Genomic DNA, 19,153 nt, shown 5'->3' on the forward strand with positions numbered 1-19,153 from the left:
TCAGTTAGGCGGTGGTGTGGGGTGTCAAGGGTCTGGGCTGATGATGTGGATGCTGGTGGTGGCCTGGTAGCTGCGCCGGTCGATGTTGGGTCCGCGGGCCTGGTATTTGCTGTTGGAGCGATTGATCATGCGGGTTTTGATGCGGACGCGCCGGTCGGGCAGCAGGTTGGACAGGATGGTGGCGCCGATGACGCCGACCAGGTCGATGATCGTGCCGGCGATGATGCCGGCGGCGTTGATGAGCTGGTCGCGGGCGGTGTTCAGGGCGGTGGTGAAGCTGGCCCGGTCGGGGTCGAGGCCGGGCTGGCTGTCGGTGGCGTCGGTCATGGCGGTGCGCAGGATCTGGTAGGTGACGAGCAGGGCGTGGATTTCCTGGTCGATGCCGGCCGGTGTGCGTGCGCGCAGGACTCGTCCGCTGAGGATGCTGGATTTGAGCTCGAGGTAGGCGGTCTCGATCTCCCAGCGCTGGTGGTAGAGCTCGATCAGCTGCGCGGCGGGGTGGGTGTCGGGGTCGAGCAGGGTGGTGAGTAGCCGGTAGTCGCTGGTGCGGGTGCCGCTGGTGGTGGTGATCGCGATCCGGGCCTCGACCACACGGATCGGCCGGCCGGCGATGACGGTCTGCCAGGATCCGTCTCGGTGGCGGCGGTTCAGTGGGAGTTTCCGGCCGTTCTTGCAGCGGATCAGCAGGTCAGCGCCGGTCGCCACGAGAGTGTTGATGAGGTCGGCTGCGGCGTAGTTACGGTCGGCCAGTAGCAGCATCCCGGGCCGCAGGCTGCGGGCCAGGTGTCGGGCCTGGTCGAGTTCACCGACGCTGATCGGGTCGAACACGGCGTCGAGTACCGAGCGGGTCCCGCAGGTCAGCAGGGCGCTCAGCCGCAGTATCGGGTAGCCGGATCCGCCGTGGTTGCCGCGTTTTTTCGGGTAACGGCCGGTGTTAGCGGTGCTGTCCGCGACGGTCAGGTGAGTGCCGTCGATCGCGCAGGTCAGCAGGCCGTGCCAGTGCACTGCGTGGGACGCTGTCGTAGCGGCCGGCCCGCGGAGCAGGTCGAACAAGGCCTGTAACGGGGCCGGGCCGAGACGTTGCCGGGCCTGACGCAGGGCACTGCCGGTCGGGGTCGCCAGGCCCAGCCCGGTGAGTCCGGCGGTCAGCCGCTGCCAGACCTGCGAATAGCCCAACTCGGCGAACAAGCAGCCCGCGAGCAGCAGATAGACCGTGACCCGGGCCGGAATCAGCCGTATCCGTGATTGCACGGCGCCGGTCGCGGCCAGGGCATCATCGACCATCTCGAATGGGATCAGCCGGGTCGACTCGCCGAGGTGTCCCGGCGCGAACACCCCCGCGGCTACCTTCACCGTCCGGGTTATGGCAATCTGGTCAGCCAGCGGAGCTCCAGGTGTTCAGGGCGTCTTAGAGTGACCGCCCTCTATACCGGAGCTCCGCTGCTTCGTCTCTACGACACGCTTGACAACCCACCACACCGCCTTAACTGAACGGCGTTGGGTCTAGGGCGCGCGCACCCGCACCCCGGCCAGCAGCGCGTCCACGAAGTCCGTCCCGCCGTCGGCAGGCGGCGCCACCTGCACGTAGAGCAAGGCGTCCCGGCCGGCGGCGAGCCCGGCCGCCTCGACGAGCACCGGCCGGCCGGCCGGGCAGGCGTACCGGGCCACCACCCAGTCGACGCCGGCCTGCCGGGTACGCCGCACCGGCGCGGCCACGCAGTCCGCGTGCGGGCGCTCGGCGACGAACCCCTCCGGCGTGGTACGCCGGGCGGCGCTGGCGGAGAGGCCGACGAAGGCGCCCGGCACGCCCGGGTCGGCGGCCCAGCGACCCGGGTCGGCCGCGACGATCAGCGCCGGTTCCAGCCTGCCGTCGTCGCCGTACTGTCCAGCCCAGCCGGTGCCGGTGGCCCGCCACCCGGCCGGCAGCGCGACGCTGAGCGGCCCGCTGGTCCCCCGGATGCCGTCGGGGTGGGGCAGGCCGCCGTCACCGGCCAGGGCGCCCAGTGCGACGAGCGTCAGGGCACCCGCGCCGGCCAGGCCGAACCGGCGGCCCGGCCCCCGCCCCGGGCGGGCCGGGTGCCCGTCGTCCGCGTCGACGGCGGCACGGGAGGTGGCACGGCGCAGTGCCGCCCCGAAGGCGTCGGCGTCCGGGTAGCGGTCGGCGGGGCGGACCGCGGTGGCCCGGCGCAGCACCGACGGCACGGCGGCCGGGACGCCCTGCTGCCATCGCGGTGTCAGGGCGGGACCGCCGTCGGGGTCGCCGAGCAGCCGCAGCCCCAGCCGACCGAGTCCGAACACGTCGCTGCGGGTGTTCACCACGGCCAGTGGATCGTCCTGCTCGGGGGCCATGTAGCCGGGCGTACCGGCCCGGGCGGTCAGCCCGGACGCGGCGGCCAGGGCCTTGGCCAGTCCCAGGTCGGCGATGAGCACCCGCTCGCCGGTCGGACCGGAGGCGAACAGGATGTTGCCCGGGGTCAGGTCGCGGTGCACCACCCGGTGCCGGTGCAGGACCGCGACCCCGGCGGCGATCTCGCCGAGCAGGGCCAGCGCCTGCGCCGTCGGCAGCGGCCCGGTGGCCAGCCGGTCCCGCAGACTGCCGCCGTCGGCCCAGGCCAGCACCGCGTACGGGCGGCCGTCGCGCAGCTCGCCGACGCCGTGCACCCGGACCAGCCGGGGGTGGTCGAGCCGCCGCAGCAGCCGCGCCTCGTCCAGGAACCGTTCCCGCACCCGCAGGTCGTGACTCCAGTTCTCGGCCAGCACCTTGATCGCCACCCGGGAGTCCAGGACGGGGTCGTGGCCCAGCCAGACGGTCGCGAACGAGCCCGCGCCGAGCAGTCGCTCGATCCGGTAGGAGCCGATCCACGCCGGAGTGCTCATCGCCCCACCCTCGTCGGCAGTCCCCGCTGCGACGGTAACCGGTGCGGACGGGTGGCGGGGACCGCCGGAGCGCGGTGGCGCAGACCGCCGGGAGCGGGTCCGACCGGTGCGGGCGGTCCGGTCGGAAACCCGACGAACCGATGTGGCCGGAGCGGAGACGAACAAGACGACAGGACAACACCACTACGAAGGAGTTCCGTCATGAACCGTCTGTCGTCCACTGTTCTCGCCGGCGCGCTGGCCCTCTGCGCCGTCGTACCCGCGCTGGCCGGCCCGGCCGCCGCGCGGCCCGCCGCCGACGCTCCGACCCGTCCCGGCACCGCCGCCGGGGCCTCGGCCGCCGTCGCCGCCGCGTCCACCGACCGGCGTCGCCCGGCGCAGGCCACGATCGTCCAGGTTGCCGGTTCGGTCGACCTGCTCAGCGTCCGGGGTGCCGGACCGTTCCGGATCGGCGCACGCCTGACCCGGTTGTCGGCGGCCGGCCTGATCGACTGGACCGCCGCCGGCTGCGACGGTGTGGTCAACGCCGGGGTCACCGGCGACTGGGCCGGGAAGATCCTGCTCGCCTTCCGGGACGGGCGGCTGGTCTCGGTCGGCACCGCCACCGCGCCGCCCCGCTCGCCGGCCGGAGCGAGCGTCGGCATGTCCTTCGCCGAGCTGGAGGAGATCTACGGCCGGCGCGGTGAGCTGATCAGCAACGACGCCGGCGACGCCACGGCGTACCTGGTCCGGTTCGGCAGCCGGGTGGAGCTGTTCACCGGACACCCGATCCGCCCGGGCGTCGGCTGGTTCGAGGCCGGACGCGCGGACTTCGTCGAGCGCGGCTTCCGGCAGGGCCACTCCTGCTGAACCCGCCCGCACCGAGGGGCGCCGGCATCCCGCCGGCGCCCCTCGGCCGGTAGAGCGACACGGCGTGCTGAAGGCCCGCCGCCGCGAGGCCTGAGAGAGGCATCCGGCCCGGCGCGCACGGGGGCGCCGGGCCGGATCAGCGCCCGCCGGCCCGCCACTCGCGGCCCAGCAGCGCGTACACCGCCTCGTCGGTCCACTCCCCCTTGACCAGCTCGTTCTCCCGCAGGTGCGCCTCCCGGCGCATGCCGAGCCGCTCCAGCACCCGGGCCGAGGCGGTGTTGCGGGCGTCCAGCCGGCCGACGATCCGGTGCAGGCCCAGCTCGTCGAAGCCCAGCCGCAGCATCTCCCGGGCCGCCTCGGTGGCGTACCCGTGGCCGGCGTGGTCGGGGTGCAGGACGTACCCGATCTCGCCCTGCCGGTGCGCGACGCTGGTCCAGATCAGCAGCACGTCACCGATCACCGCGCCGGTCTCCCGCAGCACCAGCGCCAGGTTCAGCACGTCGCCCTCCGCGCGCAGCGCCACCCGGGCACGCTTGCGGGCCAGCGCCTCGCGGCTGGCGGCCTCGTCGTTCGGCGCGAAGTAGAGGTAGCGGGTGACGTCGGCGCGGGACTGGTAGCCGTGCAGCGCGGCGAGGTCGTCGGCGGTGAACAACCGCAGGTCGAGGCGGTCGGTGCGCAGCGGGAGATCGGGGACGAGCATCCCGGCAGGCTACGGCGGGACCGGGCGGCCGGTCAGCCGAGTTTCGCCGCCGCCGTCAACAGGGAACGGTGTCCCAGCCGGCCGGCAGGCGCGGCCCGTCCCACGAGGGGTCCGGCCGCCAGTTCGCCCAACCCTCGTCCCACCAGCGCCGCCCGGCGTCGAGCAGGGCGGCGATCCGGTCGCCCTCCGCGCGGATGGCATCGGCCATGCCCGGGTAGCGCCCCTCGGTGAGGCGCTGGGCGAACATCTCCACGTCCTTCCAGACGTACCGGTCGGCGCCCGCCGGCCACCACAGGTCCAGCTCGTGGTCGAGGGTGTCCACCCCGATCGGGGTACGCCGGAACGGGTCCTGGAGGTTGAAGTACCAACCGGCGAAGGCGCGGTCCTCGCCGGACCAGAAGACGTCCACCGAGTGCGCCTCACCCGGGCGCTGGAGCATCAGCTTGCCGTGCCCGGACCAGGCCGTGTGGCCGGCGGTCTGCCAGGGGTGCCGTCCACAGGGGAAGGTGCCGCCCTCCGGGAAGCCGAACTCGGCCCCGGGCGGCAGGTAGAGCGCGAGCAGGTCGGCGGAGTCCTCGACGCAGATGGTCGGGCAGCCGAACCAGACCTCGCCGCGCAGCACCTCCCGCCGGACGACCACGTCGCCCGGCGGGAATCGCCGTCCGGTCATCGGGATCAGGCGTCGACCGCGGCCAGGACGTCGTCGGAGACGTCGAAGTTGGCGTAGACGTTCTGCACGTCGTCGCAGTCCTCGAGCACGTCGATCAGCTTGAAGACCTTGCGCGCGCCGTCGGCGTCCAGCGGCACGTTGACGCTGGGGATCAGCGAGGACTCGGCCGACTCGTACTCGATCCCGGCGTCCTGCAGGGCGGTGCGGACCGGAATCAGGTCGGTCGGCTCGGAGACCACCTCGTACGCCTCACCGAGGTCGTTGACCTCCTCCGCGCCCGCGTCGAGCACGGCCATCATGATGTCGTCCTCGGTCGTGCCGGCCTTGGGGACGATCACCACGCCCTTGCGGGAGAACATGTACGACACCGAGCCGGCGTCGGCGAGCGAGCCGCCGTTGCGGGTCAGCGCGGTGCGGACCTCGGTGGCGGCCCGGTTGCGGTTGTCGGTCAGGCACTCGATGAGCATCGCCACGCCGTTCGGGCCGTAGCCCTCGTACATGATCGTCTGCCAGTCGGCGCCGCCGGCCTCCAGGCCGGAGCCCCGCTTGACCGCGCGGTCGATGTTGTCGTTCGGTACCGAGTTCTTCTTGGCCTTCTGGATGGCGTCGTAGAGCGTCGGGTTACCGGCCGGGTCGCCGCCGCCGGTGCGGGCCGCGACCTCGACGTTCTTGATCAGCTTGGCGAACATCTTGCCGCGCTTGGCGTCGATGACGGCCTTCTTGTGCTTGGTGGTCGCCCACTTTGAGTGGCCGGACATCTCGTACCTCCGTCTGTCATTCCACGCCTGCGTCGACAGCCCGCGCCGACTCCACCCCGCAACCGGCGACAGGACGGCCGGTCGGCTCCACGTGGAGGGCTGCGGCGGGCGATGGCCCTGCCGAACCGCGGCAATCCTACCGAGGTGGTGCCCCGGCTTGTCACACCCGGCACCCGTCCGGGCGGCGTCGGGGCACCCGGGCCATGAAGGAGACAACCCGCGCGGACCGGGAAACATGCCGGCCCGGCACGCGTGCGGAGCCCTTCCGGATCGGAAGGGCCCCGCACGTATCCGCTCAGGCGGCGCGGACCAGGTCCACGAAGTAGCGGTGCAGCCGCAGGTCGCCGGTGAGCTCCGGGTGGAACGAGGTGGCCAGCAGGTTGCCCTGCCGGACCGCGACGATCCGCTCGGCGGCCGGGCCGTCGCTGACCCGGCCGAGCACCTCGACGCCGTCGCCGACCCGCTCGACCCACGGGGCCCGGATGAAGACCGCGTGGAACGGCTCGCCCGGGACCCCGGCGATCTTCACCGGCGCCTCGAACGAGTCGACCTGCCGGCCGAAGGCGTTGCGCCGCACCGTCATCTCGATGCCGGCGAAGCCGCGCTGGTCGGGCCGGCCGTCCAGGACCTCGGTGGCCAGCATGATCATGCCGGCGCAGGACCCGTAGACCGGCATCCCACCGGCGATCCGCTTGTCGATCGGCTCGCGCATCTCGAAGATGTCGGCCAGCTTGCTGATCGTGGTGGACTCGCCGCCGGGGATGACCAGCCCGTCGACCGCGTCCAGCTCGGCCGGGCGGCGTACCGGGCGGGCGTCCGCGCCGGCGCCGGCCAGGGCCGCGACGTGCTCGCGGACGTCACCCTGCAGCGCGAGCACACCGATGACCGGCGTCCCGCCCATGCGCACCGTCCTCTCGTCGTTGCCCGATCCCGCCGGGGTCACCAGCCGCGCTCGGCCAGCCGGTGCGGCTGCGGGATCTCGTCGACGTTGATGCCGACCATCGCCTCGCCGAGGCCCCGGGAGACCTTGGCCAGCACGTCCGGGTCGTCGTGGAAGGTGGTGGCCTTCACGATCGCGGCGGCGCGCTGGGCCGGGTTGCCGGACTTGAAGATGCCGGAGCCGACGAAGACACCCTCGGCGCCGAGCTGCATCATCATCGCGGCGTCGGCCGGGGTGGCGATACCACCGGCGGTGAAGAGCACCACCGGCAGCTTGCCGGTCTCGGCGACCTCCTTGACCAGCTCGTACGGGGCCTGGAGCTCCTTGGCGGCGACGAACAGCTCGTCGGCCGGCAGCGAGCTGAGCCGGGCGATCTCCTGCCGGATCTTGCGCATGTGCATGGTGGCGTTCGAGACGTCGCCGGTGCCGGCCTCGCCCTTGGAGCGGATCATCGCCGCGCCCTCGGTGATCCGGCGCAGCGCCTCGCCGAGGTTGGTCGCGCCGCAGACGAAGGGGACGGTGAAGGCCCACTTGTCGATGTGGTTGGCGTAGTCGGCCGGGGTGAGCACCTCGGACTCGTCGACGTAGTCGACGCCGAGGGACTGCAGGATCTGCGCCTCGACGAAGTGGCCGATCCGGGCCTTGGCCATGACCGGGATGGAGACGGCGTTGATGATGCCGTCGATCATGTCCGGGTCGCTCATCCGGGACACCCCGCCCTGGGCGCGGATGTCGGCGGGCACCCGCTCCAGCGCCATCACGGCGACGGCGCCGGCGTCCTCGGCGATCTTGGCCTGCTCGGCGGTGACCACGTCCATGATCACGCCGCCCTTGAGCATCTCGGCCATGCCGCGCTTGACGCGGGCGGTGCCGACGAGGGAGGTGGCGTTGGCGTTCTGGGAGGTGGTTTCGGGCACGGGTTATCGCTCCTCGGACCTGCTCGGGGGGTGGCTACGGCTGATGCTACGGCGGGTTCAACGCCGGTCCGACAGCCAATCAGACCCCCGGTGGCCTGCACTGTGGCTGCCATCACCCGGGATCGGACACCACGGAGGACCGTCTCGAAACCGGGCAGCGGGCACCACCGGTGCCGAAAGTCGACGTCAGCTCGCGGGAGCCTCGGCGGCGACCACGAGCGTCGGGTCGTCGACGTCGAAGTAGCGGGGCCACGGGTGCCGGCGCCCCATCCGGCACAGCCGCACCAGCGGCCGGCTGCGCGCCGCCCGGGCGTCGCGGACCAGGTCGGTGTGCACCTGCCGGGCCAGCGCCAGCCGCCGGCTGGCGGCGATCACCGCCTCGCAGACCGGGTCGGCCGGGTCCAGCCGCACCGTGCGCAGCTGCCGGGTCAGGTCGTTCTCGGCGGCCTCCCGCTCCTCCGGCGGGGCGTCCAGCGCGATCCGCGCCGCCGCGTACAGCTCGACGCCGTAGCGCCGCTCGGCCAGCACCGCGGCGGCGGCCGCCCGGCGCAGCAGGTGCGCGTCGAGGGCCCGGGCCGCCGACTCCGCCCGGGACTGCAGCCGCTCGACGCGGCCGGCCGTCCAGATCAGGTACGCCGCGACCAGGGCGACGACCACCGTCGCGCCCACCACCCACCACATGTGCGGCATCGTAGTGCTCACACCGCCCCGCCCAGCCCCACCCATTCCTGGTCGATGACCCGGCCGTCGGTGGCCTCGATGGCCGCGGCGTAGACCTCCAGGACCCGGCGGGCGATCACCGGCCAGTCGTAGTGCGCCACCACCTCGTCGCCGCAGGCGGTCAGCGCGGCCCGGCCCTGCGGGTCGTCGAGCAGGTCGGCCAGGGCGGTACGCAGGGCGGCCGCGTCCCCGGTCGGGAAGAGCCGGCCGGCCCGCCCGCCGTCGAGCACCCGGCGGAACGCGTCGAGGTCGCTGGCGACCACCGTGGTGCCGGCGGCCAGCGCCTCGGTGAGGATCATCCCGAAGGACTCGCCGCCGGTGTTCGGGGCGACGTAGAGGTGCACGCTGTGCAGCATCCGGGCCTTCTTCTCCTCCGGCACCATGCCGAGGAAGGTCACCCGGTCGCGCAGCTCGGCCGGGAACCGCCCGAACAGGTCGTCCGGGTCACCGGGGCCGGCCACCAGCAGGCGCAGGCCGGGCCGGTGCGGCGCCAGCGCGACGAAGGCGTCGCGCAGGATCGGGAACCCCTTGCGGGCCTCGGTGAAGCGGCCGAGGAAGCCGAGCGTGCCGCCGGTGCCCGGCGCGCACTCCCCCGGCCAGCCGGGCAACGGCTGCACGCCGGCGAACTTGGCCACCGCCACCCCGTTGGGGATCTCCACCGCGCCGCCGTCCATGTGCTCGACCTGGACCTTGCGGGCCAGGGCGCTGACCGCGATCCGGGCGGTGATCCGCTCCAGCACGATCTGCAGGACGCCCTGCGCGGCGGCGAGCACCCGGGACCGGGTCATCGCGGTGTGGAAGGTCGCCACCACCGGGCCGCGCGCGGAGAGCACCGCCAGCATCGAGAGGCTCAGGGTCAGCGGCTCGTGCACGTGCAGCACGTCGAAGTCGCCCCGGGTGAGCCAGCGGCGCACCCGGGCGGTGGAGACCGGGCCGAACGCGATCCGGGCCACCGACCCGTTGTACGGCAGCGACACGGCGCGCCCCGCCGAGACCACGTACGGCGGCAGCGCCGACTCCTCGTCGGCCGGGGCGAGCACGCTCACCTCGTGACCGAGCCCGATCAGCGCCTCGGCGAGGTCCATGACGTGGTTCTGCACCCCACCGGGTACGTCGAAGGAGTACGGGCACACGATGCCGATCCGCACGTAGACGCCCTTCCCGTCAGGCCTGGCCGGTGACCGGCGCGGGTGGTGTCGCGCCGCTGTCCGTGCTCCGCTGGTCCAGCCACATCCGCTGCAACATGTGCCAGTCTTCCGGATGCTGGGCGATGCCCGCGGCCAGAGCATCGGCAATCCGCTGGGTCAGCAACCGGACCCGCTGGTCCAACGGCGCCGAGTCCGGGTCCGGCAGCGGCAGCGGACCCTCGAGCGAGGCGCAGGCGGCGTCCGGTTCGTACCACATCGACGCGACGTAGAGCGGGGCGCCGGTGCGGACCGCCAGCAGCGCGGGGCCGGCCGGCATCCGGGTCCGGCCGCCGAAGAAGTCGACCTCCACCCCCCGGGCGGAGAGGTCCCGGTCGGCCAGCAGCGGCACCACCGTACCGGCGCGGACCCGGTCCACCAGCACGTCGAAGGCCGGCCGGCCGCCGCCGTGGGTGGGCAGGATCTCCATGCCCAGGCCCTGCCGGAAGGCGAGGAACCGCTCGTAGACCGCCTCGGGCCTGAGCCGCTCGGCGACGGTGGTGATCGGCCAGCCGGTGGCGGCGACCCAGGCGCCCGCGGCGTCCCAGTTGCCGGCGTGCGGCAGGGCGACCACCGCGCCCCGGCCGGCGGCCACGTCGCCGGCGAGCAGGTCCGCCCCGGCCGGGTCCAGGCGGAACCCGGCGAGGATCTGGGTACGGCTCAGCGCCGGCAGCCGGAACGCCTCCATCCAGTACCGGGCGTACGAGCGCATCCCGCGCCGGACCAGCGCGTCCAGCTCCGCCTCGGGAAGGTCGGGGCCGACCACCCGGCGCAGGTTGGCGCGCAGTCGGGCCGTACCCGGGCCGCCTCGGCGGTGGGCGCGGTCCGCGCCCACGGAGAAGGCCGCGGCCACCACGGGCCGGGGCAGCGCGCGGGCCAGGCGCCAGCCGGCGACGTAGCCGAGCTCGGTGAGGTTCACTCCTTGCCGACCAGCTGGGCCTGCCGGTACACGTGGGCCATGCGCTGCCCCACCGTGAAGATCGAGACGGCGGCGAGCAGCCAGAGCGCGACCTCCAGAGCGCGGTCCACGCCGAACCCGGTGAGCAGGCCGCCCACCCCGACGATCAGCAGCCGCTCGGTGCGCTCGGCGATGCCCACGTTGCAGGTCATGCCGAGCCCCTCGGCGCGGGCCTTGACGTAGGAGACCAGGCTGCCGGCGGCCAGGCAGAGCAGCGCCGCGGCCACCCCGGAGTATTCGTGCTCGGTGGCCAGCCAGTACGCCACCGCGCCGAAGACGGCGCTGTCGGCGACCCGGTCCATGCTCGAGTCGAGGAACGCCCCGAACCGGGTGGAGCCGCCGCTCATCCGGGCCATCGTCCCGTCGAGCAGGTCGGTCAGCGCGAAGACCGTCACGATGAGGGCGCCGGCGACCAGGTCACCGCGGGCGCCGAAGCCGAGGGCGCCGACGAGCACGCCGAGGGTACCGGTCACGGTGACCGCGTTGGGGGACACGCCGGCGCGGAGCAGGCCGCGCGCGACCGGCTCCACGACGCGGGTCATCCCCGCGCGGGCCGTCACTTGGAAGATCTTCGCCATGGCGGTCCCACGATAACGGCCGGCAGCGGTCGGCGACACAGCCGGTCGTCCGACCCGCGTGGCGCAGGCTTGTGTCGGGTCGGTAACGGGTGTGAGATCGGGTATGGGGGGTGAGCCAGCTCACCGGCTCACCCGGCTGAATACCCGTCGTCCAGGAGAGCACCGGAGGATATCGCCGCGGCACCCGCCCGGGCCCGCTTCCCCGTCGCGAGCGGCGGTCGCCACCAACCACGGCTGAGGGAGGTGCGCCGCGATGGCGCAGAAGAACCAGGAGAAGGGTGTCACCGGCGCGGCGCCGGTGGTGACCGAGCCCGGCAGGGTTCGCAACGTGGTGCTCGTCGGGCACTCCGGGGCAGGCAAGACGACCCTGGTCGAGGCGCTGCTCGCGGCCAGCGGCACGATCAGCCGGGCCGGCAGCGTCACCGACGGCACCACCGTCTGCGACCACGACCCGGCGGCGGTACGCCAGCAGCGCTCGGTGAGCCTGGCCTGCGCGCCGCTCATGCACCAGGACGTCAAGGTCAACCTGCTGGACACCCCGGGGTACGGCGACTTCGTCGGCGAGCTGCGAGCCGGCCTGCGGGCCGCCGACGCCGCGCTGTTCGTGGTCTCCGCAGCCGACGGGATGGACATGGCCACCGCCGCCCTGTGGGAGGAGTGCGCCGCGGTGGACATGCCGCGAGCCGTCGCGGTCTCCCGGCTGGACCACCCGCGCGCCGACTTCGACGAGGCGGTGGCGCTGTGCCAGCGGGTGTTCGGCGACAACGTGCTCCCGCTCTACCTGCCGATGCTCGGCGACGACGGCGTGTCGGTGGTCGGCCTGATGGGCCTGATCACCCGCCGGGTCTTCGACTACTCCGCCGGGCTGCCCGCCGCCGTGCGCGAGCCGGACCCGGAACACCTGCCGGCGATCCTGGAGGCCCGCAACGAGCTGATCGAGGGGATCATCGCCGAGAGCGAGGACGAGACCCTGATGGACCGCTACCTCGGCGGCGAGGAGATCGACACCGAGGTGCTGATCACCGACCTGGAGAAGGCGGTCGAACGGGGTCACTTCTACCCGGTGGTGCCGGTCTGCGCGGAGTCCGGCGTCGGCCTGGACGTGCTGCTGGACGGGCTGGTGGCCGCCTTCCCGTCCCCGCTGGAGCACGAGGTGCCCGCGGTCACCGGCGTGGACGGCTCGCCCCGGCCGCCGCTGAGCTGCGACCCGGACGGCCCGCTGGTCGCCGAGGTGGTCAAGACGACCGTCGACCGGCACGTCGGCCGGGTCTCGCTGGTACGGGTCTTCTCCGGCACGCTCCGCCCCGACCAGGTGGTGCACGTCTCCGGGCACGGCATGGCCGAACGCGGGCACCCCGACCACGACGCCGACGAGCGGGTCGGGCACATCTACACCCCGCTGGGCGCGACGCTGCGCGAGGTGACCGCCTGCGTGGCCGGCGACCTCTGCGCGATCACCAAGTCGGGCAGCGCGGAGACCGGCGACACCATCTCCGCCAAGGAGGAGCCGCTGCTCGTCGCCCCCTGGGCGATGCCCGAGCCGCTGCTGCCGGTGGCGATCGTGGCGAAGAGCCGGGCCGACGAGGACGCCCTGGCCCGCAACCTGGGCCGGCTGGTCGCCGGCGACCCCACGCTGCGCCTGGAGCGCAACCCGGAGACCCACCAGTTGGTGCTCTGGTGCATGGGCGAGGCGCACGCCGACGTGGTCCTGGACCGGCTGCGCAGCGGCGGCGTGGAGCTGGAGACCGAGCCGGTACGGGTGGCGCTGCGCGAGACGCTGACCGTCGGTGGCCGGGGCCACGGCCGGCACGTCAAGCAGTCCGGCGGCCACGGCCAGTACGCCGTCTGCGACATCGAGGTGGAGCCGCTGCCGCGCGGCGAAGGCTTCGAGTTCGTCGACCGGGTGGTCGGCGGGGCGGTCCCGCACAACTACATCCCGTCGGTGGAGAAGGGCGTGCGGGCGCAGATGGAACGCGGCCTGGTGGCCGGCTTCCCGGTGGTGGACCTGCGGGTCACCCTCGTCGACGGCAAGGCGCACAGCGTCGACTCCTCCGACGCGGCCTTCCAGACCGCCGGCGCGCTGGCGCTGCGCGACGCCGCCGAGAAGGGGCAGCCGGCGGTGCTGGAGCCGGTCGACGAGGTGGTCATCCGGGTGCCCGACGGCTCGGTCGGCGCGGTGATGGGCGACCTGTCCGGCCGGCGCGGCCGGGTGCTCGGCACCGAGCCCGACCCGGACGCCGACGGGCACACCCTGGTCCGCGCCGAGGTGCCCGCCACCGAACTGCTCCGCTACGCGGTCGAACTCCGCTCGATGACCCACGGCACCGGCACCTTCACCCGCGACTTCGCCCGCTACGACCCCATGCCCGCCCACCTGGCCGAGCAGGCCCGCAAGGAACACACCACCCACCCCTGACCCACCCCGCCCCCGGGCCTCCTGCGCCGCGCACTTTCAGAGAAAGAGTGCCTATTCCCCGCTGGATGGCCACGCTTTCTCGGAAAGTGCCCGGCTCTTGCACCCGTCGCCCCGCACCCCGCCCCGCCGCATCGCCCGGGTCCGCCCCGCCCGGCCGGGCGCGGCCGGGCGCGGCCGGGCGCGCACTTTCGGAGAAAGAGTGGCTATTTTCCGCTGGATGGCCACGCTTTCTCGGAAGGTGTGTGCGGCTCAGGGGTGCAGGCGGGGGGCGGCGGAGGGGGTCAGGGGCGGGCGGTGGGGATGGGGGGCATCGGCCAGTGGGGGCGGTCGGCGTCGCGCAGGGCGGCCGTGCGCAGGGCGGCGAGCTGACGTTCGACCTCGGCGAAGTGGTCCGGGGCGAGCGGGCCGAGGCGCAGCGCGGCGGCGTTCTCCTCGACCTGGGCGACCGTACGGCACCCCGGGATCGGCACCGTGCGGGCGCTGCGCGCCCAGATCCAGCCCAACGCGCCCTGGCTGAGGGTGCGCCCGTCCGCCGTGAGCGCGCCACGTACCGCCGCGACCCGGCGCAGCCACTCCGGCGCCGGGCGCCCGCCGCGGAACCACTCCAGCCAGGTCGGGGCGACGCCGCGTACGTCGTCGCGGGGCAGGGTGGACGCCGCGGTGTACTTGCCGGTCAGCAGCCCCATCCCGAGCGGGCTCCGGTTGACGCTGGCCAGGTCGTGCTTGTCGCAGACGGCCAGCATCACCGGGGTGTCCCGGAGCACGGAGAGGGTGTGCTGCACGGCGGTGGCGCGCGGGGCCGCCTCGGCGAAGGCCGCCGCCCGGTCGGCCCGGTCGGTGCTCCAGCCGTACGCGCGGACGAGTCCCTCGGCGACCAGGTCCTCCAGCGTGCCGAGCAGCGCCTCCACCCGGGGCAGCGGCAGGTCGCCCAGGTGCAGCTGGTAGAGGTCGATCCGATCGGTGTCCAGCCGACGCAGCGAGTCGATGACCGCCCGGCGCAGGTACGCCGGTGACGGGTCCTCACCGGTGGCCTGGCGGGTCTGCTCGTCGAAGGTGTAGCCCCACTTGGTGGCGATCACGGCCTCGTCCCGGCGGCCGGCGAGCGCCCGGCCGAGGACCCGCTCGCCGTGCCCGGCCCCGTACGTGTCGGCGGTGTCGAAGAGGGTCACGCCGAGGTCCAGCGCCCGGCGTACCGCCCGGACCGACTCCTCGTCGTCGACCCTGCCCCAACCCAAGGGCCGGGCCCCCTCGGCCCAGGGGCCACCGATCGCCCAGCACCCCATGCCGAGGGCGCTGACCTCGATGCCGCTGCGGCCCAATGTCCGCGTCGTCACTGCCATCGCCGCATCCTGCCACCTCCACCCGACAGCCGGGCGGGAACGTCACCTGTGGTGCAGGATCGACCGCATGGGACGGCTGGGCGTGGACGTCGGCGGTGTGATCATCGAGCTGAGCGACGGGGACGAGGACACCTCGTTCTTCGGCGACAACTACCTGCGCACACCCCCGCTGGACGGGGTGTTCGAGGCGCTGGCCGCGCTGGTCCCGCTCTTCGACGAGGTGTACGTGGTGTCGAAGTGCGCCGAGCCGACCGAGCGGCGGACCCGGGACTGGCTGGCCCACCACGACTTCCACGCCCGCACCGGGATCGGCCCGGAGCAGCTGCGCTTCTGCCGTACCCGGCCGGAGAAGGGGCCGATCGCCGCGCAGCTGGGGCTGACCCACTTCGTCGACGACCGGCTGGAGGTGCTGAGCTGTCTCGACACGGTGCCGCACCGGTACCTGATGCAGCCCCGGGAGGACGAGGTGACCGCGCAGCGGGCCCACCTGGCCGGCGTGCAGCGAGTGCAGAGCTGGCCGGAGCTCCTCGCGCGGATCTCGGCGGACGCCGCGAAGGGCACGGCCGACCGACGCTGACCCCGCGACACCCGCCATCCGCCGCGAACCGGATGGCGGTACGGCCCGGCGAGCGGCTGGCGGCCGTCAGCGCGGGGGCGGCGACGAGCGGGAGCCGTCAGCGCCCGAACGCGGAGACGAGTGGCAGCCGTCAGCGCCCGAACGCGGAGACGAGTGGCAGCCGTCAGCGCCCGAACGCGGAGACGAGTGGCAGCCGTCAGCGCCGGATCGCGGAGGCGAGCGGCAGCGGGGTCGGCCGGCCCTCCCAGGTGCCGGTCAGCACGGCACCGGCCGGCGAGGTGCCGCGGTCGAGGCGTCGGACGACCGCCAGCTCGACGGTGTCGGTGACGATCAGCGTCGGGTCGGCGTCCACCACCCGGCGGGGCGTACCCACCTCGGGCAGCTCGGCGGCGTCGGCCCCGCTGCTGTCGATGGCCATCGTCGGCGCCCGCCGCTCCTGCCCGCCGTCGACCTCGAAGAACTCCTCGGCCTGACCGGATCCGGTGAGGATCGCGGCGGCCAGCGCGGCGGCGTAGACCGGGTCGCCGCAGGCGTCGTAGACCCAGCGCCGGCCGAGCACCGAGTGCGCGGTGGTGCCGACCAGCCAGTCGTCGGCGCCGTCGAGCGGCGCGCCCCGGTAGGTCAGCGGGACCTGGTGGACCGGCCCGTCACCGGCCCGGACGAGCAGGGTCTCGACGCCGACCTCCCCGGCGGGGTCGTCGAACCGGTAGCCCGCGACGCGCACCACCTCGACGCCGGCGGGTCCGTCGTACCAGCCTCGGCCGGGCAGCCACTCGGTGAGCAGTTCCAGCTTCGTGGGGCGCAGCGTGGCGCGGTGCAGCAGGGCCATGCACAAGATCGTATGCCCGGCCGGCCGCGCGAGCCGTCCCGGCGCGGGGGTCAGGCCGGCCAGGCCTTGGCGAACAGGTCGCGGGTGTCGGCCAGCAGCTGCGGCAGGACCTTCGTCCGGCCGATCACCGGCATGAAGTTGGCGTCGCCGCCCCAGCGCGGCACCACGTGCTGGTGCAGGTGGGCGGCGATGCCGGCGCCGGCGACGCCGCCCTGGTTCATGCCGAGGTTGAACCCGTGCGCGTTGCTGACCGTGCGGACCACCCGCATCGCGGTCTGGGTGTACACGCCCAGCTCGATGGTCTCCGCCGGGTCCAGGTCGGTGTAGTCGGCCACGTGCCGGTACGGGCAGACCAGCAGGTGCCCCGGGTTGTACGGGTAGAGGTTGAGCACCGCGAAGACGTGCTCCCCGCGCGCCACGACCAGGCTCTCCCCCTCGGGCAGGCCGGGGGCCAGGCAGAACGGGCAGCCGGTGGGCTTCTCGTAGCCGCCCTCGGGACGGTCCTCGCCGGAGATGTAGGTCATCCGGTGCGGCGTCCAGAGCCGCTCCAGCCCGTCCGCCAGGCCGGTGTCGCCGGTGATGTCCGTGCCGTCGTCAGAGTGCCGCGCCGCCCCAGTCACACGCCGATCCTACGGTCACCGCGACGCACCCCACCCGTCCCCACCGCCCCACCCGAACCCGGGCCGCGCTCCCCCCTCGCGCGCACTTTCCGAGAAAGCGTGGCCATCCGGCGAGGAACAGCCACTCTTTCTCGGAAAGTGCGCGGGTCGTGGGGTGGGCGGTGGGCCCGGCGGGGTCAGCTCTTGGCGGACGGGCCGGAGTTGGAGCGGGAGCTGACCACGTCGAGGACGTGGGTGACCGCCTCGGCCATCGGGACGCCGTTGCGCTGGGAGCCGTCGCGGTAGCGGAAGGAGACCGTGCCGGCGGCCACGTCGTCGTCGCCGGCGATCACCATGAACGGGATCTTCTGCTGCTGGGCGGTGCGGATCTTCTTCTGCATCCGGTCGTCACCCGCGTCCACCTGGGCGCGGATCCCCTCGGCGCGCAGCGCCGCGACGAAGCCGTGCAGGTAGTCGGTGTGGTCCTCGCGGATCGGGATGCCGACCACCTGCACCGGGGCCAGCCAGGCCGGGAACGCGCCCGCGTAGTGCTCGGTGAGCACGCCGAAGAAGCGCTCGATCGAGCCGAAGAGGGCCCGGTGGATCATCACCGGCCGCTGCCGGCTGCCGTCCGCCGCCTGGAACTCCAGGCCGAACCGCTCGGGCTGGTTGAAGTCGACCTGGATGGTGGACATCTGCCAGGTCCGGCCGATGGCGTCCTTGGCCTGCACCGAGATCTTCGGGCCGTAGAAGGCCGCGCCGCCCGGGTCGGGCACCAGGTCCAGCCCGGACGACTCGGCGGCGGTGCGCAGCGCCTCGGTCGCCTCCGCCCAGTCCTCGTCCGACCCGATGAACTTGGGCGAGTCGTCGCGGGTGGACAGCTCCAGGTAGAAGTCGTCCAGGCCGTAGTCGCGCAGCAGGTCGAGCACGAACGACAGCAGGGTGGACAGCTCGCCGGGCATCTGCTCGCGGGTGCAGTAGATGTGCGAATCGTCCTGGGTGAGGCCGCGGACCCGGGTGAGGCCGTGCACCACGCCGGACTTCTCGTACCGGTAGACCGTGCCGAACTCGAACAGCCGCAGCGGCAGCTCGCGGTAGGACCGCCCGCGCGCCCTGAAGATCAGGTTGTGCATCGGGCAGTTCATCGCCTTGAGGTAGTAGTCCGCGCCCTCCAGCTGCATGGGCGGGAACATCGTCTCGGCGTAGTAGGGCAGGTGCCCGGAGGTCTCGAACAGGTGCGCCTTGGTGATGTGCGGGGTGTTGACGAACTCGTACCCGGCCGCCTCGTGCCGGCGGCGCGAGTAGTTCTCCATCTCCCGGCGGATGATGCCGCCCTTGGGGTGGAAGACCGCCAGACCCGAGCCGACCTCGTCGGGGAAGCTGAACAGGTCGAGGTCCGCGCCGAGCTTGCGGTGGTCGCGCCGGGCGGCCTCCTCGAGGAGCTTCAGGTACGCCTTCAGCTCGTCCCGGGTCGGCCACGCGGTGCCGTACACCCGCTGCAGCTGCGGGTTCTTCTCCGACCCCCGCCAGTACGCGGCGGCCGAGCGCATCAGCTTGAACGCGCCGATCAGCCGGGTGGTGGGCAGGTGCGGCCCCCGGCACAGGTCGGACCAGCAGACCTTGTCCTCGTTCGCGGCGAGGTTGTCGTAGATGGTCAGCTCGCCGCCGCCCACCTCCATCACCTCGGAGGAGTCCAGCCCCTCCCCCTTGACGTCGATCAGCTCCAGCTTGAACGGCTCGGCGGCCAGCTCGGCCTTCGCCTCGTCCAGGCTGTTGAAGCGGCGACGGCGGAACCGCTGGCCGGACTTGATGATCTCCTGCATGCGCTTCTCGAGCTTGCTCAGGTCGTCCGGCTGGAACGGCTTGTCGACGGCGAAGTCGTAGTAGAAGCCGTTCTCGATGGGCGGGCCGATGCCGAGCTTGGCCTCCGGGAAGACGTCCTGCACGGCCTGGGCGAGCACGTGCGCCGTCGAGTGGCGCAGCACGTTGAGCCCCTCCGGCGAGTCGAGGGTGACCGGCTCGACGCTGGTCTCCTCGGCCGGCTTCCAGTCCAGGTCGCGCAGCACACCCTGCGGGTCGCGCACCACCACGATCGCCTTCGGCCCGGCCATCGGCAGCCCGGCCGCGGCCACCGCGTCGGCCGCCGTGGTCCCGGCGGCGACGACGACGGGGTCGGCCACGACGGGGGTACGGGGTGCGGACACGGTGACTCCTCAGCTGCAGACGGTACGGATGCTGCCG

18 protein-coding genes are annotated in these 19,153 nt (G+C 73.4%); 3 read left to right on the forward strand and 15 right to left on the reverse strand.

Translation table 11 applies throughout. From position 1 onward, the window contains the following. Positions 1–24: 24 nt before the first annotated feature. On the reverse strand, positions 25–1,335 hold the full coding sequence (locus GA0074696_RS21705) for an IS4 family transposase (protein ID WP_231925108.1): 1,311 nt from the start codon (positions 1,333–1,335) through the stop codon (positions 25–27). A gap of 168 nt (positions 1,336–1,503) precedes the next feature. Beyond that, positions 1,504–2,877 (reverse strand): serine/threonine-protein kinase, encoded by a 1,374-nt coding sequence (locus GA0074696_RS21710; protein ID WP_088962804.1) that lies wholly within the window; start codon positions 2,875–2,877, stop codon positions 1,504–1,506. A 201-nt stretch (positions 2,878–3,078) separates the two neighbouring features. Between GA0074696_RS21710 and GA0074696_RS21715 the strand changes: the two genes are divergently transcribed. Then, on the forward strand, positions 3,079–3,726 hold the full coding sequence (locus GA0074696_RS21715) for a hypothetical protein (RefSeq protein WP_088962805.1): 648 nt from the start codon (positions 3,079–3,081) through the stop codon (positions 3,724–3,726). Positions 3,727–3,862: 136 nt separating this feature from the next. Here GA0074696_RS21715 and GA0074696_RS21720 read toward each other — a convergent pair whose 3' ends face one another. The 9 genes from GA0074696_RS21720 to pgsA all read right to left on the reverse strand — a co-directional run bounded on the left by GA0074696_RS21720 (position 3,863) and on the right by pgsA (position 11,151). Further along, positions 3,863–4,426 (reverse strand): GNAT family N-acetyltransferase, encoded by a 564-nt coding sequence (locus GA0074696_RS21720; protein WP_088962806.1) that lies wholly within the window; start codon positions 4,424–4,426, stop codon positions 3,863–3,865. Between the two features lie 55 nt (positions 4,427–4,481). After that, positions 4,482–5,096 (reverse strand): DUF402 domain-containing protein, encoded by a 615-nt coding sequence (locus tag GA0074696_RS21725; RefSeq protein WP_088962807.1) that lies wholly within the window; start codon positions 5,094–5,096, stop codon positions 4,482–4,484. A 5-nt stretch (positions 5,097–5,101) separates the two neighbouring features. Continuing rightward, a complete protein-coding gene (locus tag GA0074696_RS21730) occupies positions 5,102–5,854 on the reverse strand; it encodes a YebC/PmpR family DNA-binding transcriptional regulator (RefSeq protein WP_088962808.1) in 753 nt (250 codons plus the stop codon). 295 nt (positions 5,855–6,149) lie between these two features. After that, positions 6,150–6,755, reverse strand: coding sequence for a pyridoxal 5'-phosphate synthase glutaminase subunit PdxT (gene pdxT / locus GA0074696_RS21735; RefSeq protein ID WP_088962809.1), 606 nt, complete (start codon positions 6,753–6,755; stop codon positions 6,150–6,152). A 38-nt stretch (positions 6,756–6,793) separates the two neighbouring features. Next, complete coding sequence (gene pdxS, locus GA0074696_RS21740; RefSeq protein WP_088962810.1) at positions 6,794–7,711, reverse strand: pyridoxal 5'-phosphate synthase lyase subunit PdxS; 918 nt, start codon at positions 7,709–7,711, stop codon at positions 6,794–6,796. Positions 7,712–7,897: 186 nt separating this feature from the next. Then, the gene (locus GA0074696_RS21745; RefSeq protein ID WP_172894373.1) at positions 7,898–8,392 is read right to left on the reverse strand and encodes a hypothetical protein; all 495 of its coding nucleotides are present in this window, start codon (positions 8,390–8,392) and stop codon (positions 7,898–7,900) included. Between the two features lie 17 nt (positions 8,393–8,409). Further along, complete coding sequence (locus GA0074696_RS21750) at positions 8,410–9,579, reverse strand: glycosyltransferase family 4 protein (protein WP_088962812.1); 1,170 nt, start codon at positions 9,577–9,579, stop codon at positions 8,410–8,412. A gap of 16 nt (positions 9,580–9,595) precedes the next feature. Next, positions 9,596–10,534, reverse strand: coding sequence for a phosphatidylinositol mannoside acyltransferase (locus tag GA0074696_RS21755; RefSeq protein WP_088962813.1), 939 nt, complete (start codon positions 10,532–10,534; stop codon positions 9,596–9,598). After that, positions 10,531–11,151, reverse strand: coding sequence for a phosphatidylinositol phosphate synthase (gene pgsA / locus GA0074696_RS21760; RefSeq protein WP_088962814.1), 621 nt, complete (start codon positions 11,149–11,151; stop codon positions 10,531–10,533). Before pgsA ends, GA0074696_RS21755 begins: the two co-directional genes overlap by 4 nt. A gap of 253 nt (positions 11,152–11,404) precedes the next feature. Here pgsA and GA0074696_RS21765 point away from each other — a divergent pair, with 253 nt between their 5' ends. After that, positions 11,405–13,567 (forward strand): elongation factor G-like protein EF-G2, encoded by a 2,163-nt coding sequence (locus tag GA0074696_RS21765; RefSeq protein ID WP_088962815.1) that lies wholly within the window; start codon positions 11,405–11,407, stop codon positions 13,565–13,567. Between the two features lie 281 nt (positions 13,568–13,848). Here the strand turns inward: GA0074696_RS21765 and GA0074696_RS21770 are convergent, their stop codons facing one another. Further along, positions 13,849–14,907, reverse strand: a complete 1,059-nt coding sequence (locus GA0074696_RS21770) for an aldo/keto reductase (protein ID WP_088962816.1) — start codon at positions 14,905–14,907, stop codon at positions 13,849–13,851. A gap of 67 nt (positions 14,908–14,974) precedes the next feature. On the opposite strand from GA0074696_RS21770, the gene GA0074696_RS21775 reads away from it, so the two are divergent. Beyond that, positions 14,975–15,484, forward strand: coding sequence for a hypothetical protein (locus GA0074696_RS21775; RefSeq protein WP_088962817.1), 510 nt, complete (start codon positions 14,975–14,977; stop codon positions 15,482–15,484). 196 nt (positions 15,485–15,680) lie between these two features. Here GA0074696_RS21775 and GA0074696_RS21780 read toward each other — a convergent pair whose 3' ends face one another. The 3 genes from GA0074696_RS21780 to thrS all read right to left on the reverse strand — a co-directional run bounded on the left by GA0074696_RS21780 (position 15,681) and on the right by thrS (position 19,116). Next, on the reverse strand, positions 15,681–16,313 hold the full coding sequence (locus GA0074696_RS21780; protein ID WP_088962818.1) for a CG0192-related protein: 633 nt from the start codon (positions 16,311–16,313) through the stop codon (positions 15,681–15,683). A 50-nt stretch (positions 16,314–16,363) separates the two neighbouring features. Beyond that, entirely contained in the window at positions 16,364–16,933 is a 570-nt protein-coding gene (locus tag GA0074696_RS21785) for an HIT family protein (RefSeq protein ID WP_373367479.1), read from the reverse strand. 176 nt (positions 16,934–17,109) lie between these two features. After that, positions 17,110–19,116 carry a threonine--tRNA ligase gene (gene thrS / locus GA0074696_RS21790; RefSeq protein WP_088962819.1) on the reverse strand — a complete coding sequence of 669 codons (2,007 nt, stop codon included), beginning with the start codon at positions 19,114–19,116 and terminating at the stop codon, positions 17,110–17,112. Positions 19,117–19,153: the final 37 nt, after the last annotated feature.

Source organism: Micromonospora purpureochromogenes (assembly GCF_900091515.1).
Taxonomy (GTDB): domain Bacteria; phylum Actinomycetota; class Actinomycetes; order Mycobacteriales; family Micromonosporaceae; genus Micromonospora; species Micromonospora purpureochromogenes.

Bases quoted from the DNA above. Each gene is read 5' to 3' on its own strand.
- GA0074696_RS21715 (WP_088962805.1), top strand. From the start codon at position 3,079: ATGAACCGTCTGTCGTCCACTGTTCTCGCCGGCGCGCTGGCCCTCTGC.
- GA0074696_RS21745 (WP_172894373.1), bottom strand. From the start codon at position 8,392: ATGTGGTGGGTGGTGGGCGCGACGGTGGTCGTCGCCCTGGTCGCGGCG.
- GA0074696_RS21730 (WP_088962808.1), bottom strand. From the start codon at position 5,854: ATGTCCGGCCACTCAAAGTGGGCGACCACCAAGCACAAGAAGGCCGTC.
- pdxT (WP_088962809.1), bottom strand. From the start codon at position 6,755: ATGGGCGGGACGCCGGTCATCGGTGTGCTCGCGCTGCAGGGTGACGTC.
- pgsA (WP_088962814.1), bottom strand. From the start codon at position 11,151: ATGGCGAAGATCTTCCAAGTGACGGCCCGCGCGGGGATGACCCGCGTC.
- GA0074696_RS21765 (WP_088962815.1), top strand. From the start codon at position 11,405: ATGGCGCAGAAGAACCAGGAGAAGGGTGTCACCGGCGCGGCGCCGGTG.
- GA0074696_RS21775 (WP_088962817.1), top strand. From the start codon at position 14,975: ATGGGACGGCTGGGCGTGGACGTCGGCGGTGTGATCATCGAGCTGAGC.
- GA0074696_RS21725 (WP_088962807.1), bottom strand. From the start codon at position 5,096: ATGACCGGACGGCGATTCCCGCCGGGCGACGTGGTCGTCCGGCGGGAG.
- GA0074696_RS21710 (WP_088962804.1), bottom strand. From the start codon at position 2,877: ATGAGCACTCCGGCGTGGATCGGCTCCTACCGGATCGAGCGACTGCTC.
- GA0074696_RS21770 (WP_088962816.1), bottom strand. From the start codon at position 14,907: ATGGCAGTGACGACGCGGACATTGGGCCGCAGCGGCATCGAGGTCAGC.
- GA0074696_RS21720 (WP_088962806.1), bottom strand. From the start codon at position 4,426: ATGCTCGTCCCCGATCTCCCGCTGCGCACCGACCGCCTCGACCTGCGG.
- GA0074696_RS21780 (WP_088962818.1), bottom strand. From the start codon at position 16,313: ATGGCCCTGCTGCACCGCGCCACGCTGCGCCCCACGAAGCTGGAACTG.